General features: G+C 54.6%; 20 protein-coding genes. All 20 read left to right on the top strand.

Annotation, left to right across the window (positions count from 1 at the left end; translation table 11 throughout):
• Positions 1–116: 116 nt before the first annotated feature.
• The 20 genes from K5R89_RS23365 (at position 117) to K5R89_RS23275 (ending at position 15,090) form a co-directional block, all read left to right on the top strand.
• On the top strand, positions 117–302 hold the full coding sequence (locus K5R89_RS23365; protein ID WP_180297582.1) for a hypothetical protein: 186 nt from the start codon (positions 117–119) through the stop codon (positions 300–302).
• Positions 286–648, top strand: a complete 363-nt coding sequence (locus tag K5R89_RS23360) for an HNH endonuclease (protein WP_100097920.1) — start codon at positions 286–288, stop codon at positions 646–648. The genes K5R89_RS23365 and K5R89_RS23360 overlap by 17 nt, the downstream gene beginning before the upstream one ends.
• Positions 645–968, top strand: coding sequence for a hypothetical protein (locus K5R89_RS23355; protein ID WP_071557828.1), 324 nt, complete (start codon positions 645–647; stop codon positions 966–968). The genes K5R89_RS23360 and K5R89_RS23355 overlap by 4 nt, the downstream gene beginning before the upstream one ends.
• Positions 965–1,396, top strand: a complete 432-nt coding sequence (locus K5R89_RS23350; RefSeq protein WP_172879402.1) for a hypothetical protein — start codon at positions 965–967, stop codon at positions 1,394–1,396. The genes K5R89_RS23355 and K5R89_RS23350 overlap by 4 nt, the downstream gene beginning before the upstream one ends.
• Before the next feature lie 416 nt (positions 1,397–1,812).
• Positions 1,813–2,247: a P27 family phage terminase small subunit gene (locus K5R89_RS23345; protein ID WP_032408957.1), complete on the top strand. Its 435-nt coding sequence runs from the start codon at positions 1,813–1,815 to the stop codon at positions 2,245–2,247.
• A 34-nt stretch (positions 2,248–2,281) separates the two neighbouring features.
• Positions 2,282–3,991: a terminase large subunit gene (locus K5R89_RS23340; RefSeq protein WP_032413534.1), complete on the top strand. Its 1,710-nt coding sequence runs from the start codon at positions 2,282–2,284 to the stop codon at positions 3,989–3,991.
• Positions 3,985–4,164 (top strand): phage protein, encoded by a 180-nt coding sequence (locus tag K5R89_RS27810; protein ID WP_032408955.1) that lies wholly within the window; start codon positions 3,985–3,987, stop codon positions 4,162–4,164. The genes K5R89_RS23340 and K5R89_RS27810 overlap by 7 nt, the downstream gene beginning before the upstream one ends.
• Positions 4,164–5,423, top strand: coding sequence for a phage portal protein (locus tag K5R89_RS23335; RefSeq protein WP_032413533.1), 1,260 nt, complete (start codon positions 4,164–4,166; stop codon positions 5,421–5,423). The genes K5R89_RS27810 and K5R89_RS23335 overlap by 1 nt, the downstream gene beginning before the upstream one ends.
• Before the next feature lie 36 nt (positions 5,424–5,459).
• Entirely contained in the window at positions 5,460–6,380 is a 921-nt protein-coding gene (locus K5R89_RS23330) for a S49 family peptidase (protein WP_032413532.1), read from the top strand.
• Positions 6,381–6,457: 77 nt separating this feature from the next.
• Positions 6,458–7,744, top strand: coding sequence for a phage major capsid protein (locus K5R89_RS23325; protein ID WP_032413531.1), 1,287 nt, complete (start codon positions 6,458–6,460; stop codon positions 7,742–7,744).
• Between the two features lie 59 nt (positions 7,745–7,803).
• On the top strand, positions 7,804–8,091 hold the full coding sequence (locus K5R89_RS23320; RefSeq protein WP_032413530.1) for a hypothetical protein: 288 nt from the start codon (positions 7,804–7,806) through the stop codon (positions 8,089–8,091).
• Complete coding sequence (locus K5R89_RS23315; RefSeq protein WP_020317538.1) at positions 8,072–8,389, top strand: head-tail connector protein; 318 nt, start codon at positions 8,072–8,074, stop codon at positions 8,387–8,389. Before K5R89_RS23320 ends, K5R89_RS23315 begins: the two co-directional genes overlap by 20 nt.
• Positions 8,386–8,724, top strand: coding sequence for a head-tail adaptor protein (locus K5R89_RS23310; RefSeq protein ID WP_014228910.1), 339 nt, complete (start codon positions 8,386–8,388; stop codon positions 8,722–8,724). Before K5R89_RS23315 ends, K5R89_RS23310 begins: the two co-directional genes overlap by 4 nt.
• On the top strand, positions 8,705–9,094 hold the full coding sequence (locus K5R89_RS23305; protein ID WP_017880258.1) for a hypothetical protein: 390 nt from the start codon (positions 8,705–8,707) through the stop codon (positions 9,092–9,094). The genes K5R89_RS23310 and K5R89_RS23305 overlap by 20 nt, the downstream gene beginning before the upstream one ends.
• Positions 9,091–9,492: an HK97-gp10 family putative phage morphogenesis protein gene (locus tag K5R89_RS23300; protein ID WP_032413529.1), complete on the top strand. Its 402-nt coding sequence runs from the start codon at positions 9,091–9,093 to the stop codon at positions 9,490–9,492. The genes K5R89_RS23305 and K5R89_RS23300 overlap by 4 nt, the downstream gene beginning before the upstream one ends.
• Before the next feature lie 31 nt (positions 9,493–9,523).
• Positions 9,524–9,985 carry a major tail shaft subunit gene (locus K5R89_RS23295; protein WP_039814684.1) on the top strand — a complete coding sequence of 154 codons (462 nt, stop codon included), beginning with the start codon at positions 9,524–9,526 and terminating at the stop codon, positions 9,983–9,985.
• A 57-nt stretch (positions 9,986–10,042) separates the two neighbouring features.
• Entirely contained in the window at positions 10,043–10,408 is a 366-nt protein-coding gene (locus K5R89_RS23290; RefSeq protein WP_014228914.1) for a phage tail protein, read from the top strand.
• Between the two features lie 232 nt (positions 10,409–10,640).
• Positions 10,641–14,000 carry a phage tail tape measure protein gene (locus tag K5R89_RS23285; RefSeq protein WP_057222645.1) on the top strand — a complete coding sequence of 1,120 codons (3,360 nt, stop codon included), beginning with the start codon at positions 10,641–10,643 and terminating at the stop codon, positions 13,998–14,000.
• Positions 14,000–14,338: a phage tail protein gene (locus K5R89_RS23280; protein WP_017880254.1), complete on the top strand. Its 339-nt coding sequence runs from the start codon at positions 14,000–14,002 to the stop codon at positions 14,336–14,338. The genes K5R89_RS23285 and K5R89_RS23280 overlap by 1 nt, the downstream gene beginning before the upstream one ends.
• The gene (locus tag K5R89_RS23275) at positions 14,335–15,090 is read left to right on the top strand and encodes a phage minor tail protein L (protein ID WP_048290175.1); all 756 of its coding nucleotides are present in this window, start codon (positions 14,335–14,337) and stop codon (positions 15,088–15,090) included. Before K5R89_RS23280 ends, K5R89_RS23275 begins: the two co-directional genes overlap by 4 nt.
• Position 15,091: the final 1 nt, after the last annotated feature.

The raw sequence follows: 15,091 nt of genomic DNA, 5'->3' as shown, positions 1-15,091 counted from the left end.
ATCCCCGGCCACAGTAGAGTGCAAGGCTGCCCCGTAATGCACTATCCATAGGTCGCATAGCAGCAAAATAGAAGCCATGCGACCACGGTCGCACGGGTAAGTGAATCAACAAGAAGATGAATAAAACGCCACCTACGGGTGGTTTTTTTATTTCAGATAACGGAGCGAAAAATATGAAAACGCCACTCACGTATGGTGCCCATCGAAAATTAAGCCATCGCGTATCCGATGTGGAGTCAGCACTGGCAAGCCTGAATAGTCAAATCATGGTGTTGCAGACTAAACATGCCAGCCCGGTCTAAACGTCCATGCCGCCACCGGGGGTGTGCGGCGATAACCAACAATCCCAGCGGCTATTGCGATGCTCACCGGCAGCAACATGCTGGCGACGGCTGGCGCAACTACCAGGGCGGGAAAAGCCGGCATGAAAGGGGCTACGGTCGCCCCTGGGAAATCCGCCGCGCCAGAATCCTCCAGCGCGATAAATATCTATGCCAAAACTGCCGGCGTCATGGCATCGCCACCAAAGCGACCAGCGTCGACCACATCATACCCAAAGCGCGTGGCGGTACAGACGACGATTCCAATCTGGAGTCGTTGTGCTGGCCCTGCCATAGAGCGAAAACAGCAACAGAGAGAACACGATGAGCACCCCAAATCTCAAAATTGAATATGAAAACGGTAATTTGGTGACACTAGAAAAAGACGGAGTGTCCTTACTTCCGCTTAACGTTACGGCTATCCACTTTTCCCACACCATGAAGACCAAGCCACACCTCAAGGTTGAAATTGAGTCCGGTGGTGGCCCGTATGCAACCTCGCCAGAACCAGCAGCAGAGCCTGTCAACACAACTGATACCCCACCGACCAATGAGGGGGAAGTACTACCACGTGCAGCAGACGAAAGTCAGCGTATACGCCGTCCACGAAAGCGTAACCGCCACAACAATTCTTCCCGGAGCGAATAATGTTTAATCGTAATGAACTGACCATCTCTATGTTTTATGCATCCACTACTGATGCTGATAGCAACCGTATCGCCACTATTACCCTACAGGTGAATGATACAGAAGGTTCGCCAGTACAAAGCAGCCAGTTATTGTGTGTCACTGATAAGGCAGGAAAGAAAACGTATTCAGTCGGTGAGCAAAGCACGAAGAATGGCTCTGACCCTCTGTTGGTGGCGATTGAGAATTACTGGCGACAGAACACCCCAGCGGTCACTGGTAGTCTGATGTCGGATGTCACTGACTTCATTACCGGCAATGTAAATCAGTCTTCAACGTGGGTTGGTTTCAATGGCCTGAAGATCTTCGATGGTGTTCAGCTGGATACCCGCCTCCCTGAAAGCGTGCTACAGGCTGATGGTACCTCCGCTACAGCAACAGGGTCCTGACAGCAGGCATTACAACAGGCGCTCACAGAGCGCCTGTGATAATGGCTGAATGCTTCACGAGTGTGGCTTTTTATTGGAGGTCATGATGAGTTACACCAGCTGTACCTATTGCGGTTCACGTCTCCATACGCGGGCTAACTGCCCGAAAACATGGGGCGGCTCATCGCGTCGCGCCCAGCTGCGCTGCAGCTATTGTGGCCAGTCCGGGCATAACTCGAATGCCTGCCCACATAATGCGAGCAGCGGTCGGCGGCGCAGCCTGAATGACGACTTCCACCTCGACTGAGGCAACTACCGCCATGGGGTAGGGGGGATCAAATCCCTAACCCCTTTCGCGCTTCGGGACTGCCGCCTCAGGTAGATTTTTGCGCGTGAGAAATAAAAACTTTTTTTTGGCTGTTTTGGGGTGCTTTTGAATGAGTACAGGGATGCGATCACCTGGTGGCGGACGCAAATCGAATAACACTGGAAATCAGGTTAGTTCTTTAACCAGAGCGGTTTCTCCGCCGGATGAATTACTGGGCGATATGGCTATCGATGCCTGGAAACGGACGTGCAAAATTCTTATTAACCGTGGCACGTTCGAAATGGAAGATTGTTATTTGCTGATGGAATACTGCAACACCGTGCAGCTGCTGTACGACGCCAACCAGGAAATTAAAAGCGATGGCCTTGGTGATGATACCGCTGCCGGCGGTCAGAAACTTGGTGCGGCAGTGAAGGCGCGTAGCCGTTATATCAGCGAATTAATTCGACTCTCCGTTGTGTTAAAGCTGGACCCCAATAGCCGCATCCTGAAGAAACAGCCCGGAGATAATGACAAATCCAGCGGTGAGTTCGACGAGTTTTAATTTTGGTGCGGCCCTAATGACTTAAGGATGGAGTATGGCCGCATATCCAAACGTCAATGTGGCGAACAAATATGCGCGGGATATCATAGACGGGAAAATAGTCGCCTGCAGAGCTATTCGGCTGGCATGTCAGCGCCATTTTGACGATTTAAAAAAATCACTCGATAACAATTACCCTTACCGGTTCGACAGAGATTTAGCTGAGCGGGCCTGCCGGTTTGTTCAGAAATTACCGCACTCCAGTGGCGATTTGGCGGGGCAGAAATTAAAACTGGAACCTTGGCAAAGTTTTATTTTTTGTTCGATTTTTGGCTGGGTCACGAAAAAGGATAAAAAACGCCGATTTCGCGAAGCGTATATCCGGGTAGCTAGGAAAAACGGGAAATCGTTTTTTGCTGCCGGGATTGGCACCTACATGTTTTGCGCTGATGGCGAAAACAGCGCAGAAGTGTATTGCGGTGCGACAACTATGGCGCAGGCGAAAAAGGTCTTCACCCCAGCCAGGCAGATGGCCAGCCGCCTGCCGGCACTTCGCTCCAGATTTGATATTTCGGTATGGACCGACAGCCTGACACGCCCGGATGGTTCCGTTTTCGCACCTATGGCGGGGAAACCCGGCGATGGTGACAGCCCACATTGCGCGATCATTGACGAGTATCACGAACACGATACGGATCATATGTACGAGGCCATGACAATGGGGATGGGCGCCCGTTCGCAGCCGTTAACGCTCATTATCACGACAGCCGGCTCGTCACTGGAGTCCCCTTGCTATGACAAGGACAAGGAAGTCAAAGAGGTTATCGAAGGCATAACCCGTAATGATCGCCTGTTTGGCATGATTTACGAACTGGATGCTGGCGATGACTGGACCGACCCGAAAAACTTAATCAAAGCTAACCCAAATCTGGACGTTTCGGTTAAGTACAGCGACCTGGTTGAGCTTCTGGAAGTAGCGAAACAGGTTCCTCGCAAGGTTAACGCCTTCAAAACCAAACGCCTCAATATTTGGGTATCCGGTAAATCCGCGTTCTACAACATGGAGCAGTGGAAGGCTGCTGAAGACCCCAACCTTGAGCTGGCTGATTTTGCGAATGACAGCTGCAATATCGGTCTCGATCTCGCCAAAAAGCTGGATATGAACGCCGGGATACGGCTATTTACGCGGGAAATTGAAGGTAAACGGCATTATTACTGCATCAAACCTAAATTTTGGGTCCCGGAAGACACGATCCATACAACCGATCCAAAACTGCTGAAAACTGCTGACAGGTATCAGAAGTTTTATGAAATGGGCGTGCTGGAAGCGACGGATGGAGCAGAGGCAGACTATCGCGAGATTCTGGCCAGTATTATCGATATGCAGGACGAAAACCGCATTGACGAGATTGATATCGACCCTGCCGGCGCAACAGCACTTCGCCACCAGTTGGAGGACAACGGATTTACCGTAGTCGATATCCGGCAGGATTACACCAATATGTCACCGGCGATGAAAGAGCTTGAAGCGGCTCTGGCCGGTGGTCGATTCCACCATGATGGCAATCCCATTCTGACCTGGTGTATCAGCAATGTTATCGGGAAATTTATACCCGGTAGCGATGATCTCGTTCGCCCGACAAAGGGAGACAATCAAAGCAAAATCGATGGAGCTACAGCGTTATTTAACGCCATGACTCGCGCAATGCTGCACGAAAGCAGCGGCGGCACATCGGTATATGATGAGGAAGACATAGCGTGTTAATCACAATTCTGAGTTTCATTATTGGCCTGGCCGGGGCTGTACTCATATCCGCCGGAGCCTGGTTGATTTTGCCTGCTGCCGGTCTTATTACGGGTGGGTCAATATGTCTTATCTGGTCATATCTAACTGCGCGGGCGGTTTCAGCCGGTGCCAAATTTAACGGGGGTGAATAATGTTTATCCCCCAAATGTTCAGAGGGCGCCAGCAGTCGAGGGATGGCCTCTGGGAAGCCATGCTGGGCGGGGTTCGTTCAAGCCAGAGCAAAACTGGCATCATAATCACGCCGGAAACCGCTCTGGGACTTTCAGCGGTCCGGGCCTGTGTCACCCTCCTGGCTGAGTCCGTCGCGCAGCTGCCGTGCGAACTTTACCGGCGGGATAAAAATGGCGGGCGCCAGCGTGCGACGGACCACCCGGTTTATGACCTGATTCACTCCCAGCCCAACAGGAAAGACACCTCATTCGAGTATTTTGAGCAGCAGCAGGGGTTGCTGGGGCTGGAGGGAAATTGCTACTCGATCATCGAACGGGACGGAAAAGGCTACCCGAAAGAGCTGATCCCCATTAACCCGAAAAAGGTCATTGTGCTGAAAGGGCCGGACGGTATGCCGTATTACCAACTCCCGGAAGTCGGCGAAATTCTGCCGATGCGCATGATGCACCATGTGAAGGTCTTTTCTCTGGATGGCTATATCGGCAGCTCCCCCATTCAGACGAACGCCGATGTTCTTGGACTGAATTTGGCCGTTGAGGAGCATGCGGCAGCGACATTCCGGCGCGGGACAACGATGAGCGGAGTGATAGAGCGTCCGAGAGAAGCCGCGACCATTAAAAGCCAGGATGCTATTGATCGCCTGCTGGCGAAATGGACCGAGCGCCATTCCGGTATTCACAATATGTTCTCTGTGGCACTGCTGCAGGAGGGTATGAGCTACAAACAACTGTCGCAGGATAACGAAAAGGCGCAGCTGCTACAGTCGCGGCAGTGGGGCGTGGAAGAGGTCTGCCGGCTCTATAAAATCCCGCCACATATGGTGCAGATGCTGGCGAAAGCGACCAACAACAACATTGAGCACCAGGGCCTGCAGTTCGTGATGTACACGCTGCTGGCATGGCTGAAACGCCATGAGGGTGCGTTGCAGCGCGATCTGCTTCTGCCCAGCGAACGCCGCGATTTGTACATCGAGTTCAACGTTTCCGGGCTGCTGCGAGGCGATCAGAAATCACGCTATGAATCTTATGCGCTGGGCCGCCAGTGGGGATGGCTATCCACTAACGATATCCGGCGTATGGAGAATCTGCCGCCAATTGCTGGCGGGGACAAATACCTGACGCCGCTCAATATGGTCGACAGCGCGAAGATCCTTCCTGGCGATAAGTCGCCGACAGCAAAACAGCTGGCCGAAATCGAAACCCTTCTGGCCAGAGCCTGATTATTTCCCGCCGCGCGGGATGACCTGGAAGACAACATGACAACGAAATTAATTAACCTGCCGCACCTGGCAGATATGGTCTTTGGTGTGCCGCATTACGTGACGCGGCAAACAATGGACTCCGTGAAAGCGGTGCTCATCCCTCGTATTCAGGGGATCACCGAAGATACCGTCATTCAGATGGCGCTAAATCCGGGTAAATCACCTGCTGCTGAGCAGGTCCAGCCCACCGGCGGGGTGGCGGTGATCCCCGTTCACGGCATACTCGTTCCACGCCGGGGGCAGATTACGGCGATGTGCTCCGAGCTGACCAGCTACGAGCGGATACGCGGGCAGTTGCAGGCGGCGTTAAACGACCCCTCAATCAGCGAAATCGTTCTGGATATTAACTCCGGCGGCGGCGCAGCGGTGGGGTGCAAGGAGCTGGCCGATTACATTTATCAGTCTCGCGACACGAAACCCATCACGGCGATTGTGAACTATAGCGCGTATTCCGCCGCGTATTTCATCGCATCGGCCTGCAGCAAAATCATCGTCAGCCAGACCAGTGGCGTGGGGTCGATTGGTGTGATCATGGAGCACCTCGATACGTCGAAGATGGAAGAAAAAATGGGGCTGACGTTCACCACCATTTACCGGGGAGATAACAAAAATAACGGCACCCAACATGAACCACTGAGTGAAGAGTCGCTGGGTATGTTCCAGGGCATGATCGACGAAATGTACGAGACGTTTACGGGGTCGGTGGCCGAATATCGCGGCCTGAAGCAGCAGGCCGTCATTGATACGCAGGCGGGGCTGTATTTTGGCCCTGGCGCTGTGTCTGCCGGCCTGGCGGATGAAGTCTCTGACCCCCAGGCGGCGATCAATGCTATCGCGGCAAAGTATCAGCAACCCCGTCAAAAAACCTCCATTCAGATGCAGGCAGCCGCGATGGACCTGCAAACCAAAATGTAACCCGGCGCAAACACAAACCGCGTCACCTTAAGCAGCCAGCAGGCTGCTTTTTTTATGTCTAAAAAGAGAGAAATAAAATGCCACATATTGAAGAATTGCGTCGTCAGCGTGCGGGTATCAACGAACAGGTTCAGGCCCTGGCAACCATTGACGCCAGCGGCGGCACGCTGACTGCGGAGCAGATGACGGAGTTTTCGAACCTGCAGCAGCAGTTCACTGATATCAGCGCCAAAATTGAACGCCTGGAAGCCGCCGAACGTGCTGCGGCGCTGGTCGCAAAACCCGTGAAAGCGACTCAGCAGGCCCCCGGCATTATTGTTAAGCAGGAGCCGAAACAGTACACCGGTGCTGGCATGACCCGACTGGTGATGTCTGTCGCCGCAGGCGCAGGGAATCTGCAGGACGCGGCAAAATTCGCTTCAGAAGAGCTGAATGACCAGTCCGTATCGATGGCCATTTCCACCGCTGCGGGTTCCGGTGGAGCGCTCATCCCGGAGAACATGCAAAACGAAGTCATCGAGCTGCTGAGCGACCGTACCATTGTCCGTAAGCTGGGTGCCCGCTCCGTTCCGCTGCCTAACGGCAATCTGACGTTACCGCGTTCGGCTGGCGGTGCAACGGCCAGCTACACCGGCGAAGGAAAGGATGCCAAGACGTCTGAATCAAAATTCGACGACGTAAAACTGAGTGCCAAAACCATGATCGCCCTGGTCCCGATGTCGAACCAGCTGATTGGTCGCGCCGGTTTTAACGTTGAGCAGCTGGTCCTGCAGGATATTCTGACCGCCATCGCTGTTCGTGAGGATAAAGCGTTTATGCGCGATGACGGTACCGGCGATACACCGATTGGAATGAAGTCGCGTGCGACGCAGTGGAACCGCCTGCTGCCGTGGGAAGCGGGTTCCACGATCAACCTGAACACGGTTGATGAGTACCTGGACAAGATTATTCTGATGGCGATGGATGGCAACAGCCTGATGATCCGTTGCGGCTGGGGTATGTCGAACCGTACCTATATGAAGCTGTTTGGCCTGCGTGACGGCAACGGCAACAAAGTCTACCCGGAAATGGCGCAGGGTATGCTCAAGGGCTATCCGATTCAGTATACCAGCGCGATCCCGGTTAACCTGGGCGAAAGTGGTAAGGAAACGGAAATTTATTTCGCCGACTTCAATGATGTTGTCATCGGTGAAGATGGTTCCATGAAGGTCGATTTCTCCAGAGAAGCCACCTATCTCGATGCAGAAGGTAACCCAGTTTCCGCGTTCTCGCGTAACCAGTCGCTGATCCGCGTCGTCCTCGAACACGATATCGGCTTCCGTCATCCGGAAGGCCTGGTGCTGGGTACCGGCGTCCTGTTCTAACCCACCCCCTCTGTTAATAAAGCCCGCATATGCGGGCTTTTCCCTTTAAGGAGAATGCTATGGCTGCGAAAAATAAAGCAGTGGAGCCGGAAGAAACGGTCGTACAGGACAACCATGCAACCGAGACCGCACAGGATAACCGTGCGACCGTGGTCGCACAGGCAGAACGTAAATCCGTTGTGTTCCTCGGTCCGCATAGCCGTTATTCCCGAGGTGATATCGCGTGGTTTGAAGGATCGCACGCCGAAGAGCTGGTTAAGCGCCGTATCGCGGTATGGCCGAAGGATGCCGAACGCGCGCTGAAACCGAAGCCGGGAGACAGCGATTTTGATACTGACATTGGATGATGTGAAAACCCAGCTACGCCTGGAACTGGATTTCACGGAGCATGACGCCATGCTCACGCAAATGGTGAACGCCGCGCAGCGGAGCATCGAGCGTGATTATTACTGCAAGCTGGTCACCAGTGATGAAGAGCTGCAGGCACTCCCGGAGACCGTCCGCGGATTTATCGCGGATGAAGATATCCGGCTGGCCATTCAGTTTCTGGTCAGCGATGCGTATCTGAATGGCCATACCGGACAGTGGCTGGAAACCGCTGCGGTGAGGCATCTTCTTTTCCCCCTGCAGGAGCATACGCTATGAGCCTGAAACCGGGTGATATGAACTGTCGCATTGCGATTAGCTACGTTCAGTCCGGTCGGGGGCCGCTGGGCGAACCGCTACCGGAAAAGCAGGTTGAATCGGGAAAAGCGTGGGCAAAACGGGAGCTGGTATCGGGGCGGAAAGTCCGCACGCTGGATCAGCAGCAGGTGGTGGAAACCTGCCTGTTTACGGTCTATCCGGGTGTGCTGGTTGATATTGACTGGAAAATCACGACGAAAAATCTGGTTTATACCGTCCGGAATATCGACCGCAAAACAGACCGGATCATTATCACGGGGGAGGCTGACGGGCGGCATGATAGAGCTGGCGATTAAGGGTGCGCTGGAGCGCATCACCGGCATGAATGCGTATCCGCTTTTACTGCCGGACACGGTCCAGGAAGGTGCGACCTTTCAGCGTATCTCTGACCCGGAAATGGTCTCGGGAATGTTGCGAACGGGGATCGTCTCTGCCCGTATCCAGGTGAATCTGTACCGTCTCGATGATTACACCTCACTGCTGCAGCTGGATAAAAAAATCTGGACGGAACTGAAGTCCGTCGTTCATGGCCAGCTGGAGGGTATCCCGGTTCAGTATGTGGAGCGAGGCGGTATCCATCAGGATAAAAACCAGCTGACGAATCGTCGCATTCAGTATCGCCTGACCCGCGATTTCATCATTCACTACGTGGAGGACTCCTCGTGATCCGAATGGAAATTAAAGGGCTGGATGAGCTGGAGCGGCAGTTAACGGCCCTGGGCGAAAAAGTGGCGACAAAGGTATTGCGGGATGCCGGGCGCGAAGCGCTAAAGGTCGTCGAGGAAGATATGAAGCAGCATGCCGGCTTTGACGAAACGTCTGCCGGACCGCACATGCGGGACTCAATCAAAATCCGCTCTTCCACTCGCAAGGGTAAAGGGAACGCGGTTGTAACGCTCCGTGTTGGCCCCAGCAAGCAGCACCATATGAAGGCGCTGGCGCAGGAGTTTGGCACGGTTAAACAGGTTGCAGACCCCTTTATCCGACCCGCCCTGGATTACAACCTCCAGACCGTTTTGCGCGTGTTAACCGTGGAAATCCGAAACGGCATTGAAAACAGGTAGCATCCGCTGCCGTATAAAAAGAGAGAGAAACATGGCTGATAAAACTTCACCTGAATATGCGATGTTGCCAGCGGGCACCATTGTGAAATACGGGGAGCCTGGCGCTGCCACGTCAGCGCTGAAACCGCTGATTAACTGTAAAGCGCTGGGTGCAATGGGGCAGACGGGGGGCTTTGTCGACTGCACCACGTTACTGGATAAGCAGAAACAGTCCATCAGCGATCTGCCTGACGGGCCTGAAAAGTCGCTGGGCTTTATTGATGATCCAGGCAATACCGATTTTGCCGCGCTGCTGAACGCAGCAGAGGCCCGCAAGACCATCCAGTTATACGTCGAATTACCCAACAAGCGAACAGCGACGATGCTCCTTGCGCTGTCCGGGTGGCAGATGAATGAAATCGCCGCTCCGGCGAATGAGGTCATCCAGATCACTGTTCAGGGTAAGCAGAACAAGATCACCTGGGGAACCGTCGCTGATACCAGCGGCGCCTGATTAACTTAACTTTTAAACCGCCACCTTCGGGTGGCTTTTTATTTTTAAGGACTACCTGTGAAAGACAAAGATTACCTGTCCACGCTGAAATCCGCGTTGCTTAAATCGGAGCCAACCGTCATTAAAACCGAGTTGTTTGGCGCCACCGTATTCATCCGCCGCCTGACCGGGGATTACCTCATCAGCTACGAAGAGAAAATGGCTGAAACCGCAAAAGCTGGCGCAGCGCGCGAGGCATCGGAGCAAGTCATCCAGATCGTCATCGATGCACTGGTTCAGCCGGATGGAACGGCCATTCCGGATGAGTTTAAACCCACGGCAGCCGAGCTGCTGAAGGCCCATGAAAACCCCGAACTGCTGGCTGCAGTGGAAAAAGTGAAGCAACACGCAATCGGCAAGCTGGAGGAAGCGGAAAAAAACTGAGTGACTCGCCCTGGCTGGAGCTGATTTTCTGGCTGGCCGACCGCTGGGGCGAGCCTGACCCATCCAAAATTGCCGCATTGCCGGCAAACACTCTGTACCACTGGCGAGCCTACTTCCTGAAACAGGGCACTTTCCGCCGTCCTGGCGATGAAAACACGCCACCTACCGAAACCACACCTGCGCCATCCCGGGTCGATGATGAATGCGCGGCAGTCATGAGGGCATTAATGTAATGGCAGACGTCGCATCTTTAGCGGTCGGGCTGCACCTGAACGCAGCCAGTTTTAAATCCCAGCTGCTGGGAGCGTATGGCGATGCGGAGAACCAGTCACGACGGTTTAACCGTAATGCCCAGGCGGACGCGAAAAAGACGGAGGACGCCTATAAGAAGGTCGGTCTGTCGATATCCGGGATGGCCAGCCGGCTGGCGGGGCTGGCAGGAGCCGGTCTTTCCATCGGTACGATCGTCACCACGTCCAGACAATATGGACAGGCATTATCAGACCTGCAGGCCATCACCGGTGCGACTGCTGCTGAAATGAAAGCGCTGGATCTGGCTGCGCAGGAAATGGGACGCACGACAGAGTACAGCGCCAGCCAGGCCGCCGAGGCGCTAAAGCTGATGGCGTCGGCTAAACCGGAGCTTTTAAAAACGTCCGATGGACTGCAGAAGGCTACGAACAGCGCGCTTATCCTGGCGCAGGCCGCCGGCACAACGCTGCCCGATGCGACCAGAACGCTGGCGCTCTCCTTAAACCAGTACGGGGCGAGCGCGCAGGAGGCGGATCGTTATATCAACGTGCTGGCCGCCGGCGCGAAGTACGGGTCGTCGGAGATTGTGGATACAGCGGCCGCCATTAAAAATGGTGGCGTCGCAGCCGCACAGGCCGGCGTTGGTTTTGAGCAGCTGAATGCCGCGATTCAGGTGCTGGCAGAGCGTGAAATTAAAGGCGGTGAAGCCGGCACGGCGCTGCGTAACGTCATCCTGAATCTGGAAAAGGGCACGGACAAGAGTCTCAAGCCGTCCGTGGTTGGTCTCAGCCAGGCGCTGACCAATCTATCCGGGAAAAATCTCTCCACGGCCCAGGCCGTAAAACTGTTTGGCGTGGAGAACCTGAATGCGGCGTCTATCCTGGTCCAGAACCGTTCAAGGCTTGATGAGCTGACCGCTTCCCTGACCGGTACCAAAACGGCGCATGAGCAGGCATCCATCAGGGTTAACAACCTGAACGGCGATTTGCTGGGTCTGAGCAGTGCGTTTGAAGGGATGGTCATTAAGATCGGCCAGAGCAGTAACGGGCCACTCCGCAGCGGGATTCAGGTTGCCACGGAGGCACTGAACAGCCTGGCAGACAATTTCAACACCGTCTCCAGCGTGGCGCTTTACAGTCTGATCCCCGTGCTATCCACGAAACTGACCGCAGGGCTGCGGGAGAATATCGCGGCCTGGCGGGAAAGCCAGGCGGCGGTAAAAGCGCGGGCGCAGGCTGATGCGGATATTGCCCGCAAAACGCTGGATTCGACAGCTGCCATCCTGAAACAGAACGACGCTGAGTTTGGCCACTACCGGCAGATGGAGCGGACGGCTAAACAGTACGGGATGAATATCAGTTACCAAGATGAGTTTGCCCGCCTCATCCGACAGGAAACTGAACAAACCAATCTGGCCAGCCAGGCGAAACTGAAACTGGCGGCGGCAAACCGGCAATTGTCGATATCAGCCCGCGCGGCCTCTGTTGCGGTGGGCCTGGCAAGAGGCGCCCTGGCTTTTGTTGGTGGTCCGGTTGGCGCGGCGACGCTGGCTGGATCTGCATTACTGTATTTCCATCAACAGGCAAAAGAAGCCCGGCAATCGGCCATTGATTTAAAAGATGCCGTAGTGGAAACCAGTGAAGCGCTGATGCGCCTCTCGCTTAACCAGTTAAATGTGAAGCAGTTCGACCTGGAGGATAAGTACGAAAACCAGGTCGTGCAGCGTAACCAGCTGATGAAAGAGATTCAGGATGCCGACAGTCGTATCGACAGCCTGAAAGGGTTTGACCCCTTCGGCCAGCTGGAAGGGGTGACAAAAGGCCAGGCGCGTGCACGGGCGGATCTCGAAAGCGTTAACGAGGGACTCCGCAAAACTGAGGAAAACATTAAGCGTGTCAGTGATGCAAAAACACTGGCTCAGCTGGGTTTATCGGGAAAAATAACCTCCCTTACGGACGATCTGAAAGGGGCGTTAAGCACGCCCCCTAAAGAGACCGGAGAGGGAAATCCCTGGGGCGGCGATGGCGGTACCGGCACGGGGAAAGGCAGTAAGTCCCAGGTCGACCAGTTCAAAACGCTGCGGCAGCAAATTGAAGAAGCCCATGCGTCCAGCCTGGCCAGAATTAACCTGCAGGAAAAGGACAGTAACAGGGAGCTGCAGGAAGCGGCGAAGAAAAATGGCGCCAGTGATGCTGACCTGCAGCGCGCGCTGTTAATGAACGCAGAGAATTACCAGAAACAGCGACTGGATCTGGCCGCGCAGTATTCCCCCGCCCAGGAAACTCTGCGAAAAGAGCAGGAAGCCAGCCGGGACCTGGCTGAGCTTTTCAAAGCTCGCCTTCTTGATGAAAAAGAGTACCAGGCCGCACGAATAACTCTGGCCAGAGATACCGCGAAAGAGCTGCTGCAGGCAAAGGCTGACGAAATCGCGGCGCCTAAACTGGATATCGCCGGTGAGGTTGATCCACTGGTAGCACTCCGCAATCAGTTAACGCAGCGGCAGGCTTTGCTGCTGTCGTACTATCAGAGCAGCGCGATCAGCAAAGAACAGTACGAAATGCTGATGAAGAAGGCGACGAAGGATTCTGCAGATTCGCAATATCAGACGTCGCTGGAGTTATATCGATCACAGGGCGAATTCCAGAGCCTAGCCGTCGGGTTATTTGAAACGGCCCATGAACGCTCGAGCAACTTCCTGACGAGCATGCTGACGCGGACGAGAAGCTTTAAGGAGAACATGGCTGACCTGTTTTCCTCGCTCACACAGTCAATCATAAAAAACCTCGTTGATATGGCCGCTCAGGCGCTGGTCACCAGTTCGGTCATGCAAACCATTATGGGCGTGGTGGGCGTCGGGACCAGCGTTGTCACGGGCGCTGCGGGTGCTGCAGATGCAGGTTCGGGGACGGCGATCCAGAATGCCGCCAGTAACTTCCAGTTTAACGCCAAAGGCGGCGTCTACGACTCGCCATCCCTCAGTACATACCGTAATCAGGTCTACGACTCTCCGCAGTTCTTCGCTTTCGCAAAGGGGGCTGGCGTATTTGGTGAGGCCGGGCCGGAGGCCATCATGCCACTGACACGTGCCGGCGATGGTTCGCTGGGTGTACGTGCTGTTGGTGGAAGTCAGAACGCCGGCGGCCAGAACGCCGGCACGTCGGAAGGGCCAAAGGTCTATATCACGATTGAAGGCGGAAATACCTCAACGCAGGCGCCGGCTGGTTTTGAGCAGTTTGGCCAGCAGATTGGCTCGTTTGTGGAGAAAAAATACAGGGAGCTGATGGCGCAGGATATGCGCCCTGGGGGGATGGTCTGGAATGCAGTTAAAGGACAACGTTGATGGCTATTGAGATATTCACCTGGAGTCCGCGGGTTAATCCCCAGCAGACCGTTAACTTTCGTGTCCGGAAGGCGCAGTTCGGTGACGGGTATGCGCAGGTATCCGGCGATGGTATTAACACCCGATCACAGGATTGGGAGCTGAGTTTTGTCGGTACGGAGGACTATATCCGTCCGATTAAGCAGTTCCTCGACCGTCATGCCGGCACCCGCGCGTTTCAGTGGACCCCGCCTCTGGAAGAGGTGGGGCTTTACCGCTGCGAACAATACAAACCGGTGCCGCTGGGCGGCGGAAATTACTCACTTTCAGCCACTTTTATTCAGGCATTTAAACCATGAGCCTTAACGCGAATTATCAGAAGTTAGAGCCAGGCGATGAGGTTCGTCTCCTGGAGATCGATGGCCAGGCGTTTGGCCTGGACGAGGTTTTGTATTTCCACGGCTATAACGTTCCCCATACTGCAGCCGAAATCCTCGCCGCTGGCGGCGACCTGAATAAGCTGCCGGCGAAAAGCATCTGGTGGCAGGGGCGGGAGTATAAAGCCTGGCCATGTGAAATCGAAGGGATCGAGTCATCCACCACTGGCAGCGACGCGCAGCCAACGCTGCGGGTAGGGAACATCGACGGAAAGATATCCGCGCTCTGTCTTCATTACGATGATCTGGCTCTGGCGCGGGTTGTCATCCACGACACACAAAAACAGTATCTCGATGCGAAGAACTTCCCGGACGGGAATGCCTCAGCCGATCCTACGCAGGAGAAACGGCGCCTTTTCTTCATTGACGTAAAGCATTATGAAGACGATGAGAAGGTGGAATTTACTCTCTCCAGCCCGTTTGCCCTGCAGGGGATAATGATCCCCACTCGCCAGCTGCATGCGATTTGCACCTGGTGCATCCGCAATCAATACCGCAGTGGTAACGGGTGCGACTATGCCGGCACCCGGTATTTTGACAGGAACAATCAGCCAGTTGATGACCCGTCGCAGGATGTCTGCAACGGCACGCTCACGGCCTGCAAATTACGTCATGGTGAGAATAGTGAACTGCCGTTTGGCGGGTTCCCCGGCACTTCATTAATCAGGAGCTGAT

It is taken from the genome of Klebsiella sp. TF21-TM (genome assembly GCF_019753495.1).
GTDB classification, from domain to species: domain Bacteria; phylum Pseudomonadota; class Gammaproteobacteria; order Enterobacterales; family Enterobacteriaceae; genus Klebsiella; species Klebsiella quasipneumoniae.
This window is presented reverse-complemented; position numbering and strand designations above follow the sequence as displayed.